This window comes from Janthinobacterium sp. GW823-FHT03B06 (assembly GCF_058796955.1).
In genome coordinates this window covers 395803-416310 of sequence record NZ_JBXAJE010000002.1, presented here as the reverse complement: position 1 = coordinate 416310, position 20508 = coordinate 395803, and the positions used below count along the sequence as shown (strand labels likewise).

The window sequence follows — 20508 nt, the reverse complement described above, 5'->3', positions numbered from 1 at the left end:
TTATGCTTGTCTCCCTACTCAAAAAAACAGGCTTGAAGTTGTCCCTGAACGATCCCCGCTGGGGCAATCGCAAGGACGACGGCAAGAAAGCCCAAGAAGGCAAAAAGCCCGGCGAAGGTCCGCCGGACCTCGATCAGTTGTGGCGCGATTTCAATCAGCGCCTGAACGCCTTTTTCGGACAGAAGAACCGTCCCGACAACGGCGGCAATAACAACGGTGGCGGCGGTGGCCCGCGCCCCGACATGAAGGGCGCCGGCATCACCGCCGGCGTCGTTGGCGTGATCGCCGTCTTCATCTGGCTCGCCAGCGGCGCCTTCATCGTGCAAGAGGGCCAGAGCGGCGTGGTGCTGACGTTTGGCCAATACACGCGCACGGCGCCGGCCGGTCTCAACTGGCGCTGGCCGTATCCGTTCCAGACCGATGAAACCGTCAACGTGTCGCAGGTGCGCACGGTGGAAGTGGGGTATCGCACCTCGCTGCGCAACAAGCAGGCCAGCGAGTCGCTGATGCTGACGGATGATGAAAACATCATCGACATCCAGTTCGCGGTGCAGTACACCCTGAAAGATCCCGTGGAATGGCTGTTCAGCCTGCGCGACCAGGAAGACACCTTGCGCCAGGTCGCCGAGACGGCGATCCGCGAAGTGGTTGGCCGCAGCAAGATGGACTTCGTGCTGTATGAAGGCCGCGAAAAAGTGGCTTTTGATACGCAGAAATTGATGCAGCAGATTCTTGAAGATTACAAGGCTGGCGTGTTGATTAACAACGTGACGATGCAGGCCGTGCAGCCGCCGGAGCAGGTGCAAGCCGCCTTCGACGATGCCGTCAAGGCAGGCCAGGACCGTGAACGCCAGAAGAATGAAGGCCAGGCCTACGCCAATGACGTCATTCCGAAAGCCCGCGGCGCAGCATTCCGCCTGGTGCAGGAAGCAGAGGCCTACCGGGCCATGGTGACCGAGAACTCCGAAGGTAACGCGTCGCGCTTCAAGCAGGTGCTGGTCGAGTACCAGAAGGCGCCGGCTGTCACGCGCGACCGCATGTATCTGGAAACGATGCAGCAAGTGTTCAGCAGTGCCAGCAAGGTCATGGTTGACGCCAAGACGGGCAGCAATCTGCTGTATCTGCCGCTCGACAAGTTGATCGCCCAGACGGCTGCCACCGATGCTGCCGCTGCTGCCGCCCGTGCTGCCGCGACACCCGCAGCCAACACCGTTTTGCCACAGGAAGCCATGCCGACAGTAGAAGTCAATCAGCGCCGTGACAGCCGCTCTTCGCGTGAACGGGAGAGCCGCTAATGAACCGTATCGTTGCCGCCCTGATCGCGGGCTTTATCGCGATCATGCTTTTGTCCTCGACCGTGTTCGTCGTCGATCAGCGTAAATACGCCATCGTCTTCGCCCTCGGTGAAGTCAAGGACGAGATCAGCAAGCCAGGCTTGTACTTCAAGCTGCCGCCGCCGTTCCAGAACGTCATCTACCTGGACAAGCGTATCCTGACGCTCGATACGCCGGAACCGGAACGCTTCATCACGGCCGAGAAGAAGAATATCCTCGTCGACGCGTATGTGAAGTGGCGCATCGTCAATCCGAAGACCTATTTCCGCAGCTTCGGCGGCGATGAAAGCCGTGCGCGCAACCGCATGTCGCAAATCGTCAAGGCGGCGCTGAACGATGAAATCACCAAGCGCACGGTGCGCGAAGTGATCTCGGGCGAGCGTGGCAAGGTGATGCAGGCGATCAAGGCCAAGGTGGCGGCCGAGGCCGAGGCCATCGGCGTAGGCATCGTCGACGTGCGCCTGAAGCGCGTCGATTACGTCGAGCAGATCAACAACTCCGTGTACGAGCGCATGAAGTCCGAGCGCGTGCGCGTGGCCAATGAACTGCGTTCCACCGGTTCGGCCGACTCCGAGAAGATCCGCGCCGACGCCGACAAGCAGCGCACGGTGATCCTGGCCGAAGCGTATCGCGAAGCCGAGAAGATCCGCGGCGAGGGCGATGCCAAGGCATCGCAGGTGTATGCGGAAGCGTTTGGCAAGAATCCGGAGTTCTACAAGTTTTACCGCAGCCTGGAAGCCTACCGCGCCACGTTCAAGGACAAGGGCGACGTGATGGTGGTCGATCCGAGTTCGGAATTCTTCAAGTACTTCAAGGGTAACGGCACGGCCGCTCCGTCCAAGAAGTAAGACAGCATCGCACTGCGCCAGTCCGCAAGGACGGGTGGCAGCAGCGGGGCCGGCATCGATGCCGGCCCCGTTTTTTTGTGCCCGTCCAGTTGTTGCGGGAAGGCGTAAAATGCGGTGTTTTTAGGGCCGTGCGGCAGCGTTTCGGACAACTTATCCCTAAAGGCCCGTGTTTTCGCGTAAAATATCAGGTTCGGCCTCTTGCCTGGCGCGCCCGCCGCTGCCTCGCATGATGCATTTTTTCAACTTTCTTCCGTATCTCGCTCCCTCATGCCGAATTGGCTTTTGCCCGAAAATATTGCCGATGTTCTGCCGTCGGAAGCGCGCAAGATCGAAGAGCTGCGCCGCCTCATGCTGGATAATTTCCGTCTGTACGGATATGAACTGGTGATGCCGCCGCTGCTCGAGTATCTGGAATCGCTGATGACCGGCGCTGGCAAGGATACCGACCTGCGCACGTTCAAACTGGTTGACCAGCTGTCGGGCCGCATGCTCGGCCTGCGCGCCGACATGACGACGCAAGTGGCGCGCATCGACGCCCACCTGCTCAACCGTGCCACCGTCACCCGCCTGTGCTATGCCGGCAGCGTGCTGCATACCCGTCCGTCGGGCCTGCACGCCACCCGCGAACCGCTGCAGATCGGCGCCGAAATCTATGGCCACGCCGGCCTGGAAGCGGATGCCGAGATTCAGGAACTGGCGCTCGCTTCGCTGGCACTGGCCGGTTTCGACAGCGTGCGCCTGGATCTGTCGCACGTCGGCCTGTTGCGCGCTATTATTGCGCAAGACGCCGCCGCCGGGCGTGACGAAGCTGCGCTGTACGCCTTGCTGCGCGCGAAAGATGCGCCGGGCCTGCGTGCCCTGACCGCATCCTACGATGCCGTCACGCGCGATGCGCTGCTGGCCTTGCCGAACCTGTACGGCGACATCGATGTGCTGGCGCGTGCGCGCGAAGTGCTGCCGCCGCTGCCGGGCGTGCTCAAGGCGCTGGCCGAACTGGCCGCGCTGGCAGGATCCGCGCTGGGCCGCGCCGAAGTGGCGATCGACCTGGCCGACCTGCGCGGCTACCAATATGAAAGCGGCGCGATGTTTGCGCTGTATGTACCAGGCTTGCCGAACGCGGTTGCGCGCGGCGGCCGTTATGACCACGTCGGCGAAGCGTTCGGCCGGGCACGTCCCGCGACCGGCTTCTCGCTCGATTTGCGCGAACTGGCGCGCCTGTTGCCGACCGCGGAACGGAAGCATTCGATCCGCGCGCCGTGGGGCAGCGCGCCAGAATTGAAGGAAAAAATCGCCGAGTTGCGCAAGGCGGGCGAGGTCGTGATCCAGAGTATGCCGGGTCACAGTAATGAACAAGACGAGTTCGAGTGCGATCGCGTGCTGGTACTTGCCGATAATGGTAGTAGCTGGATTCTTAAAAACTTAGGTTGAGTGATGTCAAAGAAAATTATGGCAAAGAACGTTGTTGTCATCGGCACCCAATGGGGCGATGAAGGTAAAGGCAAGATCGTCGATTGGTTGACCGATCACGCCCAAGGCGTGGTGCGCTTCCAGGGCGGCCACAATGCAGGCCACACGCTGGTCATCGGCGGCGTCAAAACCGCACTGCAGCTGATCCCGTCGGGCATCATGCGTCCAGGCGTCGCCTGCTACATCGGTAACGGCGTGGTCGTTTCCGTGCCGGACGTGCTGCGCGAAATCGACAAGCTCGAAGCGGTCGGCGTCGAAGTCGCCTCGCGCCTGAAAGTGTCGGACGCGGCACCCGTGATCCTGCCTTACCACACCGCGATCGACCTGGCGCGTGAAGCCAAGCGTGGCGATGCGAAGATCGGCACCACCGGCAAGGGCATCGGCCCGGCCTACGAAGACAAAGTGGCGCGCCGCGCGATCCGTATCGCCGACCTGCTCAACGAGAAGCGCTTTGCCGAAAAGCTGGCCGAAAACCTCGATTACCACAACTTCGTGCTGGAAAACTACCTGAAGGCGCCGAAAGTCGACTATCAGAAGACCCTCGATGACGCGCTGGCCTATGTGCCGCGTCTGCGTCCGATGGTCACCGACGTGTCGAGCGCGCTGTACAAGGCGCACAAGGCCGGCGCGAATCTGCTGTTCGAAGGCGCGCAGGGTTCCCTGCTCGACGTCGACCACGGCACCTATCCGTTCGTCACCTCGTCGAACTGCGTGGCCGGCAATGCCGCCGCCGGTTCGGGCGTCGGTCCTGGCATGCTGCACTACATCATGGGCATCACCAAGGCTTACACGACGCGCGTCGGCTCCGGCCCGTTCCCGTCGGAACTGCCAACGGATGCAGGCGTTGGCCACCATCTGGCGCAAGTCGGCCATGAATTCGGCACCGTGACGGGCCGTGCCCGCCGCTGCGGCTGGTTCGACGCCGCCTTGCTGCGCCGCTCCGTGCAGATCAACGGCGTGACGGGCATGTGCCTGACCAAGCTGGATGTGCTGGACGGTATCGAAACGCTGAAACTGTGCACCGGCTACACCATCGACGGCGTGGCCACGGACATCTTCCCATCGGGCGCTGAAGAAGCCGCCCGTTGCGTGCCCGTGTACGAAGAGATGCCGGGTTGGACGGAAAGCACGGTCGGCGCGAAATCGCTGGCGGCCCTGCCTGCCACGGCGCGCGCCTACATCAAGCGCATCGAAGAACTGGTCGGCGTACCGGTGGACATGGTTTCGACCGGTCCGGATCGTGAAGAAACGATCGTGCTGCGTCACCCATTCGAGTAAGCTGCTGGACACAATCCGCCGCAAGGCGGATTTTTTTAATCACGCTAATAATAAGATTTCACTATCATGACTACCCCACAATCGAACGATCAACATCTCTGGGTCAACTGGGAAGAGTACCACCGCCTGATCGAGCGCCTGGCGCTCAAGGTCTACGAATCGGGCTGGAAATTCGACCAGGTATTGTGCCTGGCGCGCGGCGGCGTGCGTCCTGGCGACGTGTTCTCGCGCATTTTTGATTTGCCGTTGGCCATCCTGTCGACCAGCTCCTACCGCGAAGACGCGGGCACGGTGCGCGGCGACCTCGATATCGCCAAGTACATGACCATGACCAAGGGCCCGCTGGCCGGCCGCATCCTGCTGGTCGACGACCTGGCCGATTCGGGCGTCACGCTGGACAAGGTCACGCGTCACCTGAAGGAAAACTTCCCAGACGTGACCGAAGTCAAATCGGCCGTGATCTGGCTCAAGGGCTGCTCCGTCGTGCGTCCCGATTACTTCCTCGACGAACTGCCGCACAATCCGTGGATCCATCAGCCGTTCGAAGACTACGACGGCCTGCGTCCGCACCAGCTGGCGGCGTGGATCAAGAAGGGCGAGGCAGGCAAGTAATTGCGTGCGCGCTTGCAAAAAAAAGACGATCGTGTATCGTCTTTTTTTTCGTCCAAGGAAATGCGATGACCATACTGACGACGGCGCGGCTGCGCCTGGAACCGATCAACGAGAGCCACTACGAGCGCATGCGCACGCTCAACACCGATCCCGAGGTGATGACCTACCTGAACGCGGGCCAGCCCGAGACCGAAGAGGTGACGCGCGCGGCCATCGCGCGCATCATGGGCCGCTGGGTCGAATGGGGCTATTCGTGGTGGGCGCTGATACGCCTCGATGACGGTGAACTGGTGGGCATGGCCTGCCTGCAGCACCTCTCCGGCGACAGGGCCAATCCCCTTGAAATCGGCTGGCGCCTGGCGCGTACGGGCTGGGGGCAGGGCTATGCCAGCGAGGCGGCGGCCGCCATCGTCGCGCATGCGTTCGACGTCGTCGGCGCACCGGAAGTGGTGGCCGTGGCCCATCCCGACAACGCCGCCTCGATCAAGGTCATGACGCGCCTGGGCATGCAATATGTGGGCATGGAACGCCATTACGATATCGACAGCGTGGTCTACCGCCTGGCGCGCCCATGACGGCAGCGCGCAAGCCGCTGAAGCTGGGCTGCAGCTACGGCGTGCGGTTCTCGCCCGACGGCACGCGCCTGGCGGTGCTGGGGCGCGACCTGGTCCTGTGGGACGTGGCGGCACGCCAGAAACTGTGGCGCGGCAAATTCATCGCGCACATGTCGGACCTTGCCTTTTCGCCCGATGGCAGCCGGCTGGCCATCAAGAGCACGACGGGCCAGCTGGCCGTGGTGGAAGCGGCATCGGGGCAACTGCTGCTCAATTTCCAGAACAGGAAGGATGGCGAAGGCTGCGGCCCCGCGTGGTCGCCGTGCGGGCAGTATCTTGCCGACGGCGCCTGGGATGGCCGCCTGCGGCTGCGCGACGCGCAGACGGGCGAGGTGCGCTTCATGCAGGAGCACCCGGGCGAGATGCTGCGCGGTGTCCACGTTATCGACGGCGGGCGGCGCTTGCTGGTCCTGCACGGCGTCAAATCGGTGGACGAGGGGCAGGTGCAGCCGCCCGACTACTGCAGCGTATGGGACTGGCCCCTGCAGGCGGGCGGCGGGCGCAAGGTGCTGTCGCTGCCAGGACTGAAGTCGTGCGCGCCATCGCCCGACGGAGCGTCCCTGGCCGTGCTGCATCACGCGGGCGGCGAGGAGTTCCTGTCGGTGTATGCGCTGGCCGATGGCCGCCGGCTGGCCACGGTGCCGGTGGAGGCGGGCGGCGGCACGGGCGACGCCCTGCGCTGGCTGCCCGACGGCAGCGCGCTGGGACGCATCGGCAAGGGCAAGCTGCTGTTGTATGGCTGGCCGGGTCTCGACGTGCTGACACAACACGCTTTGATGTATCCCTGCGCGCTGGACTTTTTGCCTGGCTCGCCATTGTCCGCCATCGGCTCCTGGGAATCCGGCATGCTGATGGAGTTGAACGTTCACAAGGAGACCGCATGATTACCTGTTACCTGCGCTACATCATCGACCCGTACAAATTGCGGGAATTCGAAGCCTACGGCAAGCTGTGGATACCGCTGGTCGAGCGCTTCGGCGGCCAGCACCACGGCTACTTTTTGCCGTCGGAAGGCGCGAGCAATGTGGCCCTGGCCATGTTCTCGTTCCCCAGCCTGGCCTTGTACGAGCAGTACCGCAGCGATTCGATGCTGGACGCCGAATGCCAGGCCGCCTTCCGCTATGCCGAGGAGACGCGCTGCATCGTCAGCTACGAGCGCAGTTTTTTCCGCCCCGTGTTTGCCTGAACAGGTTTACTGAACAGGGTCAGTCGCGCTGCGGCGCACCCAGGGGGAAGAGGTGGCGGTACGGACGTGCCTCGTCCACCGCGCGGGCGAACGATGGACGGGCCAGCAAGCGGGCGCGATAGGCGTGCAGCAGGGGCAGCGTGGCGGGAATCGGCTGCGTCCAGTCCGCATAGAACAGCGACGGAGCGGCGGCGCAGTCGGCCAGGGTAAAGTCTTCGCCCGTCGCCCACGTCTTGCCGGCCAGGCGGGTTTCCAGCCAGGCGTAGGCGAGGTCCAGCTTGTTGCCGGCAAACACGCGGCCTTCCTCGGTCTTCGCCGGGTCACCCGTCAGGGCGGCGCCGACGGCATGCTGCACGGGCGTCATGACGTGCAGGTCGAAATAGCGGTCGAGAAAGCGCACGTCCAGCGCCTGCATGGCGTCGTCCGGCAGCAGGCGCAGCGGGCCGGGATGGGCCAGTTGCAGGTATTCGATGATGATGCTGGTCTCGGCGACGTTGCGCTCCCCATCCACCAGCAGCGGAAACTTGCGCAGCGGCCAGCGTTCCAGCCACTGCTGCAGGTGCTGCGGCATGTCCGGCGCCAGGCAGCGGAAATCGAACGGTATGGCGTTTTCGTACAGGGCGATGAGCACCTTTTGCGTGTACGAGGAAAAGGGATGGCCGTAGAGGATCAGCGACACGGTGGGATCTCCTGTGCAAGGTTGGCAACACGCGCGTGCAGCAACGATAGTGCAATCACCGGATCAATGCAAGCGGTCCGGGCCATGCTGATGTTGGCCGTGGCATTGCCCGCTCCCCCAGTGCCAGGCTTTAATCCTCAGCCTGGAATTCGCTGGCCGAGACGAACAGGTCCCACGAGGCGATGAACAGGGCCGCCACCACGGGGCCGATGACAAAGCCGTTCAGACCAAACAGGGCCATGCCGCCCACGGTCGACAGCAGCACCACGTAGTCGGGCATCTTCGTGTCCTTGCCCACCAGGATAGGGCGCAGCACGTTGTCGACCAGACCGATGACGAAGACGCCGAAGGCGGCCAGGCCGGCGCCTTGCCAGATGGCGCCCGTGGCCAGGAAATAGGCTGCCACGGGCGCCCACACGAGGGCGGCGCCGACGGCCGGCAGCAGCGACAGGAAGGCCATCAGCACGGCCCACAGCAGGGGCGCCGGCACGTCGAGGAACCAGAACGCCAGGCCGCCGAGGGCACCCTGGGCGATCGCCACGAGGATGTTGCCCTTCACCGTGGCGCGGATCACCGTGGTGAAATTGGTGAACAGGCGCTGCTTGTACTTGCGGCTCAGCGGCACGGCGTTCTTGATGCGGGCCGACAGGGTCGAGCCATCGCGCATGAGGAAAAACAGCAGGTACAGCATGATGCACAGGCTGGTGAGGAATTCGAAGGTGTACAGGCCCACATTGATGGCTTTGACGGCCACCACCTGGCTTACCTGCGTGGCGCCCTCGGCCAGCTTGTCCTGCAGGCTCGCCAGGCTGGTCAGGTTGAAGCGCTCGAGCAGGTTGATCAGCGACTGCGGCAGCACGGCCATGATTTTATTGAAGAACATGGCGACCGTGATTTCGCCCGAACGCACCATCTCCACGACGCTGGCCGCCTGGTTCACGAGCGATACGGAAATGAGCGACAGCGGCAGGATCACGATGACGATGATCAACAGCAAGGTCAGAAGCGAAGCCAGGCCGGCGCGGCCCCGGGTTTTGGCCAGCAGCCAGCGGTACACGGGCGCGAACAGGATCGCCAGGATGACGCCCCAGAAGATGGCGCCCGCATACGGCGCCAATATCCAGCCGAAGCCGATGGTGACGATGCTCAAGAGGAGCAGGAACACTTTCTGGTGCAGCGTGAGGGTAGGCATGGGCGATAGCGCAATGATAAGGGTTGAGTTGCCCCATCATAAGCGAGGCCAAGGGCCGTGCGCCATACAATTGTCGTGCTGCGTGCGCGAGCGCACCCGGCGCGTCGGCGGGCTGGCAACGCGGTGGCGGCAATTCCAGTAAGCTGTCGTTCCAGGCGTTCCATCCCGGGCGCCGTTGACTTCCTTTGACTTCAGGAATCCGCGTGCTTGACCCCATCCATTTTTATGAACCTGCGCAGGGCCACGGCCTGCCGCACGATCCCTTTAACGCCATCGTGGGGCCGCGTCCGATCGGCTGGATCGCCTCGCGCAGCAGTGCGGGCGTGCTCAATCTGGCGCCGTACAGCTTTTTCAACGCCTTCAATTACCATCCGCCGCTGATCGGCTTTTCCAGCATCGGCCGCAAGGATACCTTGCGCAATATCGAACAGACGGGCGAATTCGTGTGGAACCTGGCGACCCGTCCGCTGGCCGAGGCCATGAACGCCAGTTGCGCGCCGGCGCCGCCCGAAGTCGACGAATTCGCGCTGGCCGGCCTGACGCCGGCCGCCTCGCGCATCGTGGACGTGCCGCGCGTGGCCGAAAGCCCCGTGTCCTTCGAATGCCGGCGCACGCAGATCATCGAGCTGCAAGGCGTCAATGGCGACGGTGTCGGCAGCTGGCTGGTGCTGGGGGAAGTGGTGGGCGTGCACATCGCGCGCCATCTGCTGGTCGACGGCGTGTACGACACGGCCGCCGCTGCGCCGATATTGCGCGGCGGCGGCCCGGCCGATTATTTCGAGATCGGACCGGCCAGCCTGTTCCACATGCGCCGGCCAGCCTGGCCGTAATGCGCCGTCTGGCCAGGCCGTACTGGTTCAATCGGGAACTGGATGGCGCTCCTTGACGATGCCGCGATAGATCAGCCACGTCGCCAGCAGGCTGATGGCGCCGGCGCCCGCCATCCAGTAGCCTGGCGCCGCCTTGTCGCCGGTGCTTTCGATCAGCAGGGTCGACACCAGCGGCGTCAGGCCGCCGAACAGCGCGGTGGCCAGGCTGTAGGCCAGCGAAAAGCCCGTGGTCCGCACGCTGGCCGGGATGATTTCCGTCAGCGCGACGATGGTGGCGCCGTTGTAGCTGCCGTACAGGAAGGACAGCCACAGCTCGACCATCAGCATGTGATTGAAACTGGGATGGGCGACCAGCCAGGACAGGGCCGGATACGCGGTCAGCATCGTCAGCGCCGCGCACGCGGCCATGATGGGCCAGCGCCCGATGCGGTCGGACAGCGCGCCCATGACGGGCAGCCAGAGGAAGTTCGACAGGCCGATGCACAAGGTGACGAGCAGGCTGTCTTTGGTGCTCAGTTTGAGCACGCTCTTGCCGAAGGTCGGCGTGTAGACGGTGATCAGATAGAACGCCACCGTCGTCAGCACGATCAGCATCGCGCCGCTGACGACCAGCGGCCAGTTGAGGCTGATGGTCTTGAGCATCTGGCGAAACGTCGGATGCGACTTGCGCGTCAGATAGGCCTCGGTCTCCTGCAGCGAACGGCGGATGTAGAACACCACGGGGATGATGGAGCATCCGATGAAGAACGGGATGCGCCAGCCCCAGTCCGCGATGAATTCCTTGCTCAAGGTTTCGTTGAGATAGTAGCCGAGCGCCGCGGAAAAGATGATGGCGACTTGCTGGCTGGCCGATTGCCAGCTGACGTAATAGCCCTTGTTGCCGGGTGTCGCCATCTCGGACAGGTAGACCGACACGCCGCCCAGCTCCACGCCGGCGGAGAAACCTTGCAGCAAGCGCCCGATCAGCACGAGGAACGGCGCCAGCAAGCCGATGGTGGCATAGCCGGGCACGAAGGCGATCAGCGCCGTGCCGGAAGCCATGATGGCCAGGGTCAGCACCAGTCCCTTGCGGCGGCCGATGCGGTCGATATAGCTGCCGAGGATGATGGCGCCCAGCGGCCGCATGAAAAACCCCGCACCGAAGGTGGCGAAGGTCATCATCAGGGCCGCGTATTCGCTGGTGGCGGGGAAGAAGGCCTTGGCAATATACGTCGCGTAAAAGCCGAACAGGAAAAAATCGTACATTTCGATGAAGTTCCCGCTCGTGACGCGGATGACGGTGGCGATGCGCGAAGGAGGGCGTGCCTGTGCGCGCGGCGCTGTCGGCTCGGCGAGGGGTGCGGCGGTCGATGGAATGGCCATGATTTACCTCGATGAAAGATGAGTGACGTCGCCTAGTGCGTTGCTGTCGCTGGTGCCGATGCCGGCTGCAGCCCGGTCGCTTCGATCGCGCCGGCGTTGGCAGGGGCGGCGAGGAAGCGCAGCAAGGCGCGGCCGGCTTCCGGTTCCTTGCCGCCCGGGACCAGCGCCGCCGAAAATTGCGTCATCAACTGCACTTCCGGCGGCAGCAGGCCGACGATGTCGATGCCTTGGACCGGCAGCAGCTCGCTGCGCTGCTGGCAGCCGAAATCGGCCTCGCCATGCGCGATGATTTCACCGACGGGGGTGGCGGGAATTTTCGCGGCCTTGCCCTGCATCTGCTCCGCGATGTGCAGTGTCTTCATCAGCTGCTTCTCGATGTATTCGCCGCTGGCGCTGTCCGAATAGGCCACCTTGTGCGCCTGCAGGAAAGCGCTGCGCAAGCCCTCGGTGGTGCTGATGTCGGGCTTTGCCGCGCCGTGGCGCACGGCGCAGGCAATCGGCGAATTGGCCAGGATCACCTTGCTGCCGGGGACGAGGCGGCCTTCCTGCATCAGTTTGTCGAGCGCGTCGCCGACCATGATGACGACGTCGATCGGCTCGCCGCGCGCCAGCCGCGCCGGGATCGCATTCCTGGTGGTGCCCATCGACGGACCCCATTCGGACAGCAACTGGTCGCCGCTGGCGCGTTCGTAGGCGGGCGCCAGGTTTTTGTAGGCCTGGGCGAAGCCGCCCGAGCTGACCACGCGGATGTCGGCGGCATGGGCCGCGCCGGCGGCCAGCAGCACCAGCGCCGCGAGCAGCGGGCGCGAGGTTTGCAGCAGAGTATGCTGAGGCATGATGGTTCTCCTGATGTTAAAATTTTTTCATGAGGCCGGGTGTCAAGCCCGTGCCGTGGCGGTTGTTGAGGTGTGTTTCCGTGACGCCGGCAGCGTTGCGCCGCCGGCCGCCGGTAAAAGCGCGAACGTGGAATGGTGTCGCATCATGTCTCCTTTTTCAGTTCAGGCCTTCTTGGCGAGGCTCAGCATTCAGACCCCATCATCGTTGAAATGGCATAATTTGATAATTGCAATTTTTCCGGGAATTAATGCATGCAGCGCATCAATTACGAGCTTCATGATTTGCAGGCCTTCGTGGCCGTGGCGGAGCGCAACAGCTTTCGCCAGGCCGCGGCGGACCTGTTCCTGTCGCAGCCGGCGCTCAGCCGCCGCATCGAAAAACTCGAGGATGCGCTGGGGGTCAAGCTGTTCGAGCGCACCACCCGGCGCGTGCAGCTGACCAACGTCGGGCAGGTGTTCCTGGTGAACGTGCGCGATGCGCTCAACGGCCTGGAAGATGCCGTGCTGGGCGTGGCCGACCTGGCCGCGCACCGCACGGGGACGGTGACGTTTGCCTGCGTGCCCTCGGCCGTGTGGCATTTCCTGCCGGACGTGCTCAAGCGCTTCAGCGCGCAGTTTCCGAAAATCCGCGTGCGCGTGCATGACGAAAGCGCGCAGGACGTGCTCAACCTCGTGCTGTCCGGCGAGGCGGACTTCGGCATCAGCTTTACGGGCGCGGAAAATCCGGAGATCCATTTCCAGCCCATCTACGTCGAGACCTACGTGCTGGCGATGCGGGCCGATCACAGACTGGCCAAGCGCAAGAAGCTGAGCTGGAAGGATACCGTCGACGAACGCTATATCTCGGTGGCCAAGTCGAGCGGCAACCGCAGCGTGCTCGATGCGGCGCTGGCCGGCGTGGAAAAACACCCGTGGATCTCGTGCGAGATCAACCACGTGTCAGGCATCCTGGCGCTGGTGGAGTCGGGCTTGGGCGTGGCGGCGGTGCCGGGCCTGTCGATTCTGCCGGAGCGGCAAGGCGCGGTGGTCGGCGTGCCGCTCGTCAATCCCGCCGTCAAGCGCACGCTGGGCTTGATCAGCCGGCATCAGCACGCGATGCCGCCCGCGTCACGCACCCTGTTCGACATGATGAGCGCGAGCATAGGAAAGCAGGGGCGGCGGGCATGAGCGCTGCAGTGCGGCGCAGGAGAATCGAGGACCTGGACCTTATTTTTGCATGATGGGATCGCGCCCCAGCGTGCGCGCCAGCGCGCCGCCGTCGCCGCGCCAGAATTCGCGGTCGGCCAGGCGCACGCGCTCGGCCGCGTGCTGCATGTGTTCCATGGCCGCCTGGCGTGCCCGCTGCGGGTCGCCGTCGGCGATGGCCTGCACGATCTTTTCATGTTCGCGCCGCACTTCGATGGAAAAGTCCGCGCGCCGCGCTTCATTCGCGCGCGTCACCTTCACGGCCGCGCGGATCGGGTCGGCGAACATGGCGACGAATTTCGGCCAATAGGGGTTGCCCGTCGCTTCGGCGATGCACAGGTGCAGGCGCACGTCTTCTTCCACGCCGTCGACGCCGGCCGCCACGGCTTCCTCGATGCGGCGCAGCGCGTGTTCGATGTCGGCCAGCTGGCCCGGCGTGCGCCGCACGGCCGCCAGCGCGGCGATTTCCGCTTCCAGTCCCTGCCGCACCTCGATCAGATTCAGCAGCGACTGCACGGACTGCTCCGTCAGTTCGTCGCCCCGTTCGCCCGTCTTCGCGCCATCCTGCGCGCACACGAACGTGCCGCTGCCCTTGCGCGTGGCGACGATGCCGTCCGCCTGCAGCAGGGCGATGGCTTCGCGCAGCACCGTGCGGCTCACGCCGAAGTGGCTGGCCATGGCTTGCTCCGACGGCAAGCGCGTGCCGCCGGCCAGGCCGTCGTTGTGGATTTGCTGGCGCAGCCGTGCCGCCACCCGCGCACCCAGGGTACCGGTGGTAAAACTGCCCGCGGCGGGCTCCGGCGGGGGAAGGGTAAAGCGGAACGTGCGGTCCATCGGGTGCATCCTTGTGCTAGCGGTTTTTATGCGGGCTTGCCTGCTTGCCATTATATGGAATATACAGCTTGACACACACAAAACACACACATAATATACATCCATACAAATTTTAGACAAGTTGCCAGCCACCTTCGGTGGACCATAAAAACCCGGCACGGTCGATCCCCCAGCGATCAGGAGACAAGCATGGACGTATCACAAGCATTGCCCGGACAGGCGGCCGGCGTGGCCGCCAGCCAGAAAACCATCGACGACGCCGTCTATCGCAAGGTGACCTGGCGCATCATCCCTTTCCTCATGCTGTGCTACATCGTCGCTTACCTCGACCGTGTTAACGTGGGCTTCGCCAAGCTGCAGATGCTGGCCGACCTGCAGTTTTCCGAAACCGTGTACGGCCTGGGTGCCGGCGTGTTCTTCCTCGGCTACTTCCTGTTCGAAGTGCCCAGCAACGTGATGCTGCACAAGATCGGCGCGCGCGTGTGGATCGCCCGCATCATGATCACCTGGGCCATCATCTCGGGCGCCTTCATGTTCGTCACCACGCCGACCCAGTTCTACGTCATGCGCTTCCTGCTCGGCATCGCCGAGGCGGGCTTCTTCCCCGGCATCATTCTCTATTTGACCTACTGGTATCCGTCCGAGCGCCGCGCGCGCATGGTGTGCACCTTCATGGCCGCCATTCCCGTGGCGGGCCTGATCGGCGGCCCTCTGTCGGGCTGGATCATGGAAACCTTCGCCGGCTGGCACGGCTATGCGGGCTGGCAGTGGATGTTCGTGCTCGAAGCGATACCCGCCGCGATGATGGGCGTGGCCGTGCTGCTCTACCTCGACAACAGCATCCGCGCCGCGAAGTGGCTGACGGAAGATGAAAAAGTTATCCTCGAGCAGCGCATCGCCACGGAAGCGCAGGGCAAGGTCTCGCACCCGTCGATCCGCGCCATGTTCGCCGACCCGCGCATCTGGGTCATGGCCCTGATTTATTTCTGCTGTGTGATGGGCCAGTATTCGCTGACCTTCTGGCTGCCCAGCCTGATCAAGGCAGCCGGCGTGACGGGCGTGCTCAATATCGGCCTGTTCACGGCGATCCCGTATTCGGTGGCCGTGGCATCGATGATCCTGCTGGGCCGCAGCTCGGACAAATACCGCGAACGCCGCTGGCACATGGCGATCCCGCTGGTGGTCGGCGCCGCCGCCATCGTCTGCAGCGCGCTGGCCGGCGCCCACAACACGGGCTGGGCCATCTTCTTCCTGACGATCGCCGCCGGCGGCATCCTGGCCGCCTCGCCCATGTTCTGGAGCCTGCCGACGGCTTTCCTCGGCGGCGTCTCGGCCGCCGCGGGCATCGCCGCCATCAATTCGGTGGGCAACCTGGCCGGCTTCGCGGCGCCGTACATGATCGGTTCCATCAAGGACCTGACGCAATCGACCGACATCGCCATCTACCTGCTGGCCGGCATCCTGGTGATCGGCGCATTCATCATCATGCGCGTGCCGGCCAAGCTGGTGAACAAATAAGACTGGAGTAGCAGATGAACGTAGAAATGAAAAAAGTGGGCGTGATCGGCCTGGGCGCCATGGGCATGGGCATCGCGCAATCGTTGCTGCGCGCGGGCTTTGAAGTGCATGCCTGCGACGTGCGCCCGGAAACCGTGCAAACACTGGTCGACAAGGGCGCCCATGCGGCGCAATCGCCGGCCGCGCTGGCGGCGCAGGTGCAGGCCTTGCTGATCGTCGTCGTCAATGCGCAGCAGACGGAAACCGTGCTGTTTGGCGAAGACGGCGCGGCCAGCGCCCTGACGCCGGGCAGCGTCGTCATCGCCTGCGCCACCGTGGCGCCCGAATTTGCCGAAGCGCTCGGTGCTCGCCTGGCGGCCATGGGACTGCGCTTCATCGACGCGCCCATTTCCGGCGGCGCGGCCAAGGCGCAAGCCGGCGAGATGTCGGTGATGGCGGCCGGCGGACCCGATGCGTTCGACGCTTGCGCCGGTATTTTTGACGCCATCAGTGCAAAGCTGTACCGCCTGGGCGAACAGCCGGGGCAGGGCTCGAAAGTCAAGATGATCAACCAGCTGCTGGCCGGCGTGCACATCGCCGCCGCCGCCGAAGCGATGGCGCTGGGCTTGCGCGCCGGCTGCGATGCCGATGCCTTGTACGAAGTGATCTCGAACAGCGCCGGCAGTTCCTGGATGTTCCAGAACCGGGTGCCGCACATCTTGAAGGGCGACTATACGCCGTTATCAAGCGTGAACATTTTCGTGAAAGACCTCGGCATCGTGCTCGATTACGCGAAAAAGAGCGTCTTTCCACTGCCCCTGTCGGCCACGGCGCACCAGATGTTCATGCAGGCGTCGGCCGCTGGCTTTGGCGGCGAGGACGATGCGGCCGTGATTAAAACTTTCCCCGGTATCGATCTGCCGGCGAAAGCGTAACTGAATCAAAAAGGAATCATGATGACTGTATTACTGGGATGTATCGCCGACGATTTCACGGGCGGCACCGACCTGGCCGGCATGCTGGTCAAGGCCGGCATGCGCACGGTGCAGCTGATCGGCGTGCCGCAAGGTCCACCGCCGGCCGATGTCGACGCCGTCGTCATCGCCCTCAAGTCGCGCACGAATGCGCCGGAAGAGGCAGTGGCCGAATCGCTGGCCGCGCTGGCCTGGCTGCAGCAAGCCGGATGCCGCCAGTTCTACTTCAAGTACTGCTCCACGTTCGACTCCACGCCGCGCGGCAATATCGGCCCCGTGGCCGAAGCGCTGATGCGGGCGCTGGACACGGACTTCACGATCGCCTGCCCAGCGTTCCCGGCCAACGGACGCACCATCTACAAGGGCAACCTCTTCGTCGGCGACGTGCCGCTGGCCGAATCTGGCATGCGCGACCATCCCCTGACGCCGATGACGGATTCGAATCTGGTGCGCGTGCTGCAGCAGCAGGTGCAGGCCAAGGTGGGCCTGGCCGATTACAGTGTGGTGGAGAAGGGCGCGGCCGCCATCGCCCAGCGCTTCACGGACTTGCGCGGCCAGGGCTGCCATTTCGCCGTCGTCGATGCCGTGTCGAACCGCGACCTGGAAGCCATCGGTGCCGCTTGCGCGGACTTGAAACTGATCACGGGCGGTTCCGGCATCGCGTTGGGATTACCGCAGAATTTTCGACAGCGGGGCCAGTTGTCGCCATCGCCTGCGGGCCAGGCGGGGCGCTTGCCGCCGGCCTCCGGATTGCGCGCCGTGATCTCGGGCAGCTGTTCCGTGGCCACGCAGCAGCAGGTGGCGCACCTGCGCGAACTGGCGCCGTCCTTCCACGTCGACCCTTTGTCGCTGGCCGCGGGCGGCGAGGTGGTGGACGCCGTGGTGGCGCAGGCGCTGGCCTGGGCGAATCAGCACCTGGCGCAAGGCCCCATTTTGATCTATGCCACGGCCACGCCGGACGCCGTGCGCGCCGTGCAGGCGCAGCTGGGCGTGGAGCGGGCCGGCGCCCTCGTCGAGGAAACCCTGGCCGCCATCGCGCAGGGGCTCGTGCGCCTCGGCGTGGGCCAGCTGATCGTCGCTGGCGGCGAAACCTCGGGCGCCGTGGTGAACGCGCTGGGCGTGGCGGGCTTGCGTATCGGTCCCGAGATCGACCCCGGCGTGCCCTGGACGCAAGCCTTGGCCGCGCCGGGTGACGAAGGCAGGGCGCCTTTGGCGCTGGCGCTCAAGTCCGGCAATTTCGGCACCGTGGATTTCTTCAGCAAGGCCTGGCAGGTGCTGGCATGAGCGCCACCGAATCGCGCCAGCGCGAGCTGATCGTCGACTTCGGCAAGTCCCTGTTCGAAAGGGGCTTGACGGCGGGCAGCAGCGGCAACCTGAGCGTGCGCCTGTCCGACGGCTGGCTGCTCACGCCAACGAATGCCAGCCTGGGCCGGCTTGATCCCGCGCAATTGTCCAAGCTCGATTGGGACGGCAAGCTGATCAGCGGAGCGCCGCCGTCCAAGGAGGCGTTCCTGCACCGCGCCATGTACGCAGAGCGGAGCAGCGCGGGCGCCATCGTGCACCTGCACTCGACGCATTCGGCCGCCGTGTCGTGCATGTGCGGCTTGAACCATGACGACTGCATCCCGCCGCTCACGCCATACTTTGTGATGAAGGTGGGGCGCTTGCCCCTGGTGCCGTATCACCGTCCGGGCGACCCGGCGCTGGCGGGCGCGATCGGCGCCATGGCGCGCAAGCACTCGGCCGTGCTGCTGGCCAACCACGGTCCCGTCGTGTCGGGCACCAGCCTGGAAGCGGCCGTGTATGCGGCCGAGGAACTGGAAGAGACGGCCAAGCTGTTCCTGCTGCTGCGCGACGTGCCCACGCGCCCGCTCGACGCGGCGCAGATCGCGGACCTGAAGCAGACATTCAAACTCGAACTATAGAATTCAAGGAGACACGCATGCCCCGTTTTGCCGCCAATCTGACCATGATGTTTAATGAAGTGCCTTTCCCGCAGCGCTTTGCCGCCGCGGCGCAAGCGGGTTTCACGGGCGTCGAATTTTTGTTCCCCTACGATCACGCGCCGCAGGAAGTGGCCGGCTGGCTGCGCGAAAACAAGCTGCAGAACGTGCTGTTCAACCTGCCGCCGGGCGACTGGGCGGCCGGTGAGCGGGGCATCGCCTCGCTGCCGGGCCGCGAAGCGGAATTTCGCGCTGGCGTGGCACAGGGCATCGCGTATGCGCTGGCGCTGGGCACGCCGCGCGTGCACATGATGGCGGGCCTGCTGCCCGTGGGCGCCGACGTCAATCTGCACCGCGCCACCTACCTGGCCAACCTGCGGTACGCGGCGAAAGCCGTGGGCGAGCATGGCATCGAGCTCTTGATCGAACCGATCAACGGGCGCGACATGCCCGGCTACTTCCTCGTCACGCAGGCGCAGGGCCATGCGCTGCGCCTGGAGTCGGGTGCGCCCAACGTCAAGGTGCAGATGGATTTTTATCACACGCAGATCGTCGAGGGCGATATCGCCATGACGTTCCAAAACAACTTCGACGGCATCGGCCACGTGCAGATCGCCAGCGTTCCCGCCCGCAACGAACCGGACGATGGCGAAGTCAATTACCCGTATTTATTCAGGCTGCTCGACGAGCTCGACTACGAGGGCTGGATCGGCTGCGAATACCGTCCGCGCGGTCGCACCGAGGATGGCCTGGGCTGGCTTGCCGCTTACCACCACACACAAGGAGCATGAAGATGAAAGTACTGATTACCGGCGGTGCGGGTTTCCTGGGACAGCGCCTGGCGCGCCAGTTGCTGGTGCAAGGCCAGCTGACGGACAGCCAGGGCCAGCTGCAGACCATCAGCGAGCTGGTACTGGTCGACGTGGTGGCCGCGCACGATTTCAACGATGCGAGAGTCAAGGTCGTCACGGGCGACATCGCCGACGGTACGTTGATGCGCGCCACCATTGATGTGCAGACCGCGTCGATCTTCCACCTGGCCGCCATCGTCAGCGGCCAGGCGGAAGCCGATTTCGAGCTGGGCATGCGCATCAACCTCGATGCCTCGCGTTTGCTGCTCGATATCTGCCGCGAACTGGGACATAAGCCGAAAGTGGTCTTCACCAGCTCCGTGGCCGTCTACGGCGGCAAGCTGCCGGACGTGGTGCAGGACACCACCGCGCTGAACCCGCAATCGTCGTACGGCGCGCAAAAGGCCATCGGCGAATTGCTGCTCAATGACTACAGCCGCCGCGGCTTTGTCGATGGCCGCGTGCTGCGTCTGCCCACCATCAGCGTGCGTCCCGGTAAGCCGAACAAGGCGGCGTCGTCTTTCGCCAGCGGCATCATCCGCGAACCGTTGAATGGCGAGGCGGCCGTCTGCCCCGTGTCCACCGATTTGCGATTGTGGCTGCTGTCGCCACGCGGCGCCATCGCCTCGCTGATCGCCGGCCACGAACTGGCGGGCGAGATGTTTGGCGCCAGCCGCACGGTGAACTTGCCGGGCTTGAGCGTGAGCGTGGGCGAGATGATCGCCGCGCTGGAACAAGTCGCCGGCGCGGACGTCGTTGCCCGCATCAGCTATGCCCCTGATCCGGTCGTCGAGCGCATCGTCAAGAGCTGGCCCGGCGCCTGGGACACGGCACGGGCCGAAGCGCTAGGCTTGACGGCCGATGCGGATTTCGCCAGCATCATCCGCGCGTATATCGACGATGTGAAAGCATGAAGCCGCGTAGGTTGGATTGGCGGCGGCACGCCGCGTAATCCGACAATATTGCTGGCGTTGGTTTAAGTACTG

The 20508-nt window shown here is 64.2% G+C and carries 21 protein-coding genes; 16 read left to right on the top strand and 5 right to left on the bottom strand.

Going from position 1 to position 20508, the window contains the following annotated elements; all coding sequences use genetic code 11:
• Positions 1 to 2 precede the first annotated feature (2 nt).
• The 8 genes from hflK (at position 3) to AC1RBA_RS07805 (ending at position 7339) form a co-directional block, all read left to right on the top strand.
• Positions 3 to 1295, top strand: a complete 1293-nt coding sequence (gene hflK, locus AC1RBA_RS07840) for an FtsH protease activity modulator HflK (RefSeq protein WP_070221916.1) — start codon at positions 3 to 5, stop codon at positions 1293 to 1295.
• Positions 1295 to 2182 (top strand): protease modulator HflC, encoded by an 888-nt coding sequence (gene hflC / locus AC1RBA_RS07835; RefSeq protein ID WP_070221917.1) that lies wholly within the window; start codon positions 1295 to 1297, stop codon positions 2180 to 2182. Before hflK ends, hflC begins: the two co-directional genes overlap by 1 nt.
• Positions 2183 to 2449: 267 nt before the next feature.
• Positions 2450 to 3610: an ATP phosphoribosyltransferase regulatory subunit gene (locus AC1RBA_RS07830; protein ID WP_070310467.1), complete on the top strand. Its 1161-nt coding sequence runs from the start codon at positions 2450 to 2452 to the stop codon at positions 3608 to 3610.
• 3 nt (positions 3611 to 3613) lie between these two features.
• Entirely contained in the window at positions 3614 to 4927 is a 1314-nt protein-coding gene (locus tag AC1RBA_RS07825) for an adenylosuccinate synthase (protein ID WP_034752021.1), read from the top strand.
• Positions 4928 to 4993: 66 nt separating this feature from the next.
• Positions 4994 to 5539 (top strand): phosphoribosyltransferase, encoded by a 546-nt coding sequence (locus tag AC1RBA_RS07820; RefSeq protein ID WP_034752020.1) that lies wholly within the window; start codon positions 4994 to 4996, stop codon positions 5537 to 5539.
• Between the two features lie 65 nt (positions 5540 to 5604).
• The gene (locus AC1RBA_RS07815; RefSeq protein ID WP_492417524.1) at positions 5605 to 6114 is read left to right on the top strand and encodes a GNAT family N-acetyltransferase; all 510 of its coding nucleotides are present in this window, start codon (positions 5605 to 5607) and stop codon (positions 6112 to 6114) included.
• The gene (locus AC1RBA_RS07810; RefSeq protein WP_492417522.1) at positions 6111 to 7037 is read left to right on the top strand and encodes a WD40 repeat domain-containing protein; all 927 of its coding nucleotides are present in this window, start codon (positions 6111 to 6113) and stop codon (positions 7035 to 7037) included. Before AC1RBA_RS07815 ends, AC1RBA_RS07810 begins: the two co-directional genes overlap by 4 nt.
• Entirely contained in the window at positions 7034 to 7339 is a 306-nt protein-coding gene (locus tag AC1RBA_RS07805; RefSeq protein ID WP_492404643.1) for an NIPSNAP family protein, read from the top strand. The genes AC1RBA_RS07810 and AC1RBA_RS07805 overlap by 4 nt, the downstream gene beginning before the upstream one ends.
• 19 nt (positions 7340 to 7358) lie before the next feature.
• Here AC1RBA_RS07805 and AC1RBA_RS07800 read toward each other — a convergent pair whose 3' ends face one another.
• Together AC1RBA_RS07800 and AC1RBA_RS07795 are read right to left on the bottom strand one after the other, a co-directional pair.
• Positions 7359 to 8018, bottom strand: coding sequence for a glutathione S-transferase family protein (locus tag AC1RBA_RS07800; RefSeq protein WP_070310464.1), 660 nt, complete (start codon positions 8016 to 8018; stop codon positions 7359 to 7361).
• A gap of 130 nt (positions 8019 to 8148) precedes the next feature.
• On the bottom strand, positions 8149 to 9210 hold the full coding sequence (locus AC1RBA_RS07795) for an AI-2E family transporter (RefSeq protein ID WP_409028158.1): 1062 nt from the start codon (positions 9208 to 9210) through the stop codon (positions 8149 to 8151).
• A 203-nt stretch (positions 9211 to 9413) separates the two neighbouring features.
• Between AC1RBA_RS07795 and AC1RBA_RS07790 the strand changes: the two genes are divergently transcribed.
• Positions 9414 to 10040 carry a flavin reductase family protein gene (locus AC1RBA_RS07790; RefSeq protein WP_070292226.1) on the top strand — a complete coding sequence of 209 codons (627 nt, stop codon included), beginning with the start codon at positions 9414 to 9416 and terminating at the stop codon, positions 10038 to 10040.
• Between the two features lie 27 nt (positions 10041 to 10067).
• Here AC1RBA_RS07790 and AC1RBA_RS07785 read toward each other — a convergent pair whose 3' ends face one another.
• Both AC1RBA_RS07785 and AC1RBA_RS07780 read right to left on the bottom strand, forming a co-directional pair.
• Positions 10068 to 11402 carry an MFS transporter gene (locus AC1RBA_RS07785; protein ID WP_492417519.1) on the bottom strand — a complete coding sequence of 445 codons (1335 nt, stop codon included), beginning with the start codon at positions 11400 to 11402 and terminating at the stop codon, positions 10068 to 10070.
• Between the two features lie 32 nt (positions 11403 to 11434).
• Positions 11435 to 12238: a substrate-binding domain-containing protein gene (locus tag AC1RBA_RS07780; RefSeq protein ID WP_141749872.1), complete on the bottom strand. Its 804-nt coding sequence runs from the start codon at positions 12236 to 12238 to the stop codon at positions 11435 to 11437.
• 252 nt (positions 12239 to 12490) lie between these two features.
• Between AC1RBA_RS07780 and AC1RBA_RS07775 the strand changes: the two genes are divergently transcribed.
• The gene (locus AC1RBA_RS07775; protein ID WP_070221933.1) at positions 12491 to 13405 is read left to right on the top strand and encodes a LysR family transcriptional regulator; all 915 of its coding nucleotides are present in this window, start codon (positions 12491 to 12493) and stop codon (positions 13403 to 13405) included.
• 39 nt (positions 13406 to 13444) lie between these two features.
• Here the strand turns inward: AC1RBA_RS07775 and AC1RBA_RS07770 are convergent, their stop codons facing one another.
• On the bottom strand, positions 13445 to 14257 hold the full coding sequence (locus AC1RBA_RS07770; RefSeq protein ID WP_492417517.1) for a FadR/GntR family transcriptional regulator: 813 nt from the start codon (positions 14255 to 14257) through the stop codon (positions 13445 to 13447).
• 189 nt (positions 14258 to 14446) lie between these two features.
• On the opposite strand from AC1RBA_RS07770, the gene AC1RBA_RS07765 reads away from it, so the two are divergent.
• From AC1RBA_RS07765 to denD, 6 genes are read left to right on the top strand one after another with little or no spacing between them, the layout of a single operon-like run.
• Complete coding sequence (locus AC1RBA_RS07765) at positions 14447 to 15775, top strand: MFS transporter (RefSeq protein ID WP_070221935.1); 1329 nt, start codon at positions 14447 to 14449, stop codon at positions 15773 to 15775.
• Between the two features lie 14 nt (positions 15776 to 15789).
• A complete protein-coding gene (ltnD, locus tag AC1RBA_RS07760) occupies positions 15790 to 16689 on the top strand; it encodes an L-threonate dehydrogenase (RefSeq protein WP_492417515.1) in 900 nt (299 codons plus the stop codon).
• A gap of 21 nt (positions 16690 to 16710) precedes the next feature.
• Entirely contained in the window at positions 16711 to 18012 is a 1302-nt protein-coding gene (otnK, locus tag AC1RBA_RS07755; protein ID WP_492418128.1) for a 3-oxo-tetronate kinase, read from the top strand.
• Positions 18009 to 18653 carry a 3-oxo-tetronate 4-phosphate decarboxylase gene (otnC, locus tag AC1RBA_RS07750; protein WP_070221939.1) on the top strand — a complete coding sequence of 215 codons (645 nt, stop codon included), beginning with the start codon at positions 18009 to 18011 and terminating at the stop codon, positions 18651 to 18653. The genes otnK and otnC overlap by 4 nt, the downstream gene beginning before the upstream one ends.
• Before the next feature lie 17 nt (positions 18654 to 18670).
• A complete protein-coding gene (otnI, locus tag AC1RBA_RS07745) occupies positions 18671 to 19462 on the top strand; it encodes a 2-oxo-tetronate isomerase (RefSeq protein WP_492417513.1) in 792 nt (263 codons plus the stop codon).
• Positions 19463 to 19464: 2 nt separating this feature from the next.
• Complete coding sequence (gene denD / locus AC1RBA_RS07740; RefSeq protein WP_492417511.1) at positions 19465 to 20436, top strand: D-erythronate dehydrogenase; 972 nt, start codon at positions 19465 to 19467, stop codon at positions 20434 to 20436.
• Positions 20437 to 20508: the final 72 nt, after the last annotated feature.